Annotated in this window: 4 protein-coding genes; all 4 read left to right on the top strand. The window is 58.9% G+C overall.

The genetic code is table 11. From position 1 onward, the window contains the following. The first annotated feature begins 251 nt into the window (after window positions 1–251). On the top strand, window positions 252–965 hold the full coding sequence (locus tag QZL67_RS03840; RefSeq protein WP_022289449.1) for a 5-bromo-4-chloroindolyl phosphate hydrolysis family protein: 714 nt from the start codon (window positions 252–254) through the stop codon (window positions 963–965). 10 nt (window positions 966–975) lie between these two features. Then, window positions 976–1,107, top strand: coding sequence for a hypothetical protein (locus tag QZL67_RS03845; protein WP_292919811.1), 132 nt, complete (start codon window positions 976–978; stop codon window positions 1,105–1,107). 15 nt (window positions 1,108–1,122) lie between these two features. Then, window positions 1,123–2,301: a toxic anion resistance protein gene (locus tag QZL67_RS03850; RefSeq protein WP_022289450.1), complete on the top strand. Its 1,179-nt coding sequence runs from the start codon at window positions 1,123–1,125 to the stop codon at window positions 2,299–2,301. 59 nt (window positions 2,302–2,360) lie between these two features. Continuing rightward, window positions 2,361–3,073: TPM domain-containing protein (locus tag QZL67_RS03855; protein WP_292919813.1), on the top strand; the 713-nt coding region annotated here is incomplete at its 3' end.

Genomic DNA, 3,073 nt, shown 5'->3' on the forward strand with positions numbered 1-3,073 from the left:
GGTGCTGTGGGGCCTGGCGTTTTTGTTCGTATGGTTCACCTTCCGCCCGCCGGTACTGGGGCTTTTCCTGGACCCCACCACGATGCGTTATGGGTTGCCGCAATAGCGGCTGCTGCAAAAAAAGGCAGACGTCTTTTCAGGACGCCTGCCTTTTTTAGCAGGGTGTTTCCGGGAGTTTACCGCGGGTTGCTTGACCGAAAAGACGCCGCAGAGTATAATATCACCAATCTATGCGGACAAGGAGGTCCTCTATGGAAGCGAACAAGCGCAGGAGCGTGGCGCCCTTTTATGCGGTGGCGGTACTGTGGCTGGCATACGCGCTGCTGTTTCCCCTGTATGAACCCCTCCACTATGGGCTGCTGGGCATGGCGTCCGCAGCGGTCTTTGTGGTGGTGAGCCTGCTGTGCCGGGGCGGTGCCCGGAGCGAAGCAAAGGCCTCTGCTGCGGCGGAGGAGCCGAAGAAGGAGGAAGAGCCCTCCACCGGCAATGCGGAGCTGGACAAGATGATGAAGGACGGACAGCTGGCCATCGCGGAGATGAAGCGACTGGACGACAACATCGCCGATCCCGGGATCTCCGCCGACATCGTGCGGCTGGAGCAGGTGTCTGCCAAGATCTTTGAAGAGGTTCGGCGCTCTCCTCAGAAACTGCCCCAGATTCGTCGCTTTATGGACTATTACCTGCCCACCACCCTGAAACTCCTCAACGCCTATGACCGTATGAGCGGGACCGGCGTGTCGGGGGAAAATATCGACACCACTCTTGCCAAGGTGGAGGGAATGATGCGCACCATTGTCTCTGCCTTTGAAAAGCAGCTGGATGCACTCTACGGCGCCGACGCACTGGACATTTCCACGGACATCACGGTCCTGGAGAATATGATGGCCCGGGAAGGACTGACCGGGGACCCGCTGAAGGCGGAGGATTCCCCAAAGGATGGTCCGGATATCAAGCTGGAGCTGTAAAGAGGCAGTGATGAAACAGATGAGCCAACAAGAAAGTTTCCGCTGCTGGGGCTATGCGCTGGCCGCTGGTGCCAGTGTGCTTGCGGCGCTGACCTGTTTTGCCGGGAGACACCGGAACAGCAAACCGACAATCAAACCGTAAACGGAGGATATGACCATGGCTGATGAGAAAAATTTGATGCCGGAGCTGACGCTCACAGCTGATACCGCCGCGGCAGAGGCCGTGCCGGAGCTGACCCTGACGCCCGACGCGCCTGCCGCCCCTGCTCAGGAGGCGGCCAAGCCGGAGGTGACCCCGGTGCAGATGGACGAGAACCTGCTCTCCGATGCGGAAAAGCAGGCGGTGGAGGCCTTTTCCAAGAAGATCGATCTGACGGACTCCCAGATGATCCTCCAGTATGGTGCCGCCGCGCAGAAGAACGTGGCGGGCTTTTCGGAGAACGCACTGAACTCTGTGCGCACCAAGGATCTGGGCGAGGTGGGAAAGTCCCTCTCCGAGCTGGTGGTGGAGCTTAAGGGCTTCGGCGAGGAAGAGGAGAAGAAGGGCCTCTTCGGCCTTTTCAAGAAAACCGGCAACAAGCTGGAGGCCATGAAGGCCCAGTACTCCAAGGTGGAGGCCAATGTGGACAAGATCGCCCGGGAGCTGGAGCAGCATCAGGTGACGCTCCTCAAGGACGTGGCCATGTTCGACCAGATGTATGAGCTCAATCTCAAGTATTACAAGGAACTGACCATGTATATCCTGGCGGGCAAGCGGAAACTGGCAGATGTGCAGGCCAACGAACTCCCGGCCCTGAAGGCCAAGGCGGAGCAGACCGGCGCCCAGGAGGATGCCCAGGCTTACAACGATCTCGTGCAGATGTGCGACCGGTTTGAAAAGAAGCTCCACGATCTGGAACTCACCCGGATGATCTCCGTACAGATGGGCCCCCAGACCCGGCTGCTGCAAAACAACGATACGCTGATGGTGGAGAAAATCCAGTCCTCCCTGGTGAACACCATCCCCCTGTGGAAGAGCCAGATGGTGCTGGCGCTGGGACTGGAGCACGGCCGGCAGGCCACTGCTGCCCAGAGTGCCGTCACCAATATGACCAACGAGCTCTTGAAGAAAAATGCCGACATGCTCAAGATGGGCACCATTGAGACCGCCCGGGAGGCGGAGCGCAGCGTGGTGGACATCGAGACGCTGCAGCACACCAACGAGCAGCTGATCTCCACGCTGGACGAGGTGCTGAACATCCAGAAGGAGGGAGCTGCCAAGCGCAAGGCCGCCGAGGCGGAGCTGGGCCGCATTGAGGGCGAGCTCAAGCAAAAACTCCTGGAACTGCGGGGCTGATCGGCTGGTGAGACCGCCGGACCGGACCCGGGCACGGCGGAGAAAGGAAACCTTCATCCATGAAATTTCTGCAAAAACGTCCGGTGGCGGCAGCCATCATGATTCTGGCCATTCTGGCCAGCGTGCTGATCGGCCGGGCCCGAAAACCCGCTGATACCGGGGAGCCATCCACCGCCATCGTGGGGACATATACCTATGTCTACGACAATGCCGGAGTGCTGACGGATGAGACCATGGCCCATATCGACGCCATGAACATCTCCTTGTTTGCCCAGACCGGCGCCCAAATCCTGGTGGAGACAGTGGATACCACCGGAGACAAGACCATGGAGGAATATGCCATCGACCTGGGAAACCAGTACCACGTGGGGGATGCGGAGCGAAACAACGGATTGGTGATCCTGCTGGCGCTGGATAACATCGCCCAAAATGGCCTGGTGGGCGATTACTGGGTCGTGGGTGGTGATGGACTTGCCAGCTACGGGAATGAGCTGACCAGCTTGCTGGTGGCCAATATGGAAACGGACTTTGCCGCCGGGGACTATGACGCCGGGGTAGAAAAGACCTTTGACGCGTACATCGACTGGTTCTCTGATTTTTATGACGTTACCATCCGGGAAAACTATATTCCCGCAGTGCGGGACGCCTACTCCAACGGCAGCGGATACTACACGCAGTCCTATGGCTACTTCGCGCCGACGCTGGATATGCTGATGTTGGATTTGTCGACGCTGTTGGTGGTTTTGCTGGCGGCGTGGATCATTTTGGACGG

Origin of the sequence: Oscillibacter sp. CAG:155 (assembly GCA_000436875.1) — a bacterium.
Taxonomy (GTDB): Bacteria; Bacillota; Clostridia; order Oscillospirales; family Oscillospiraceae; genus Oscillibacter.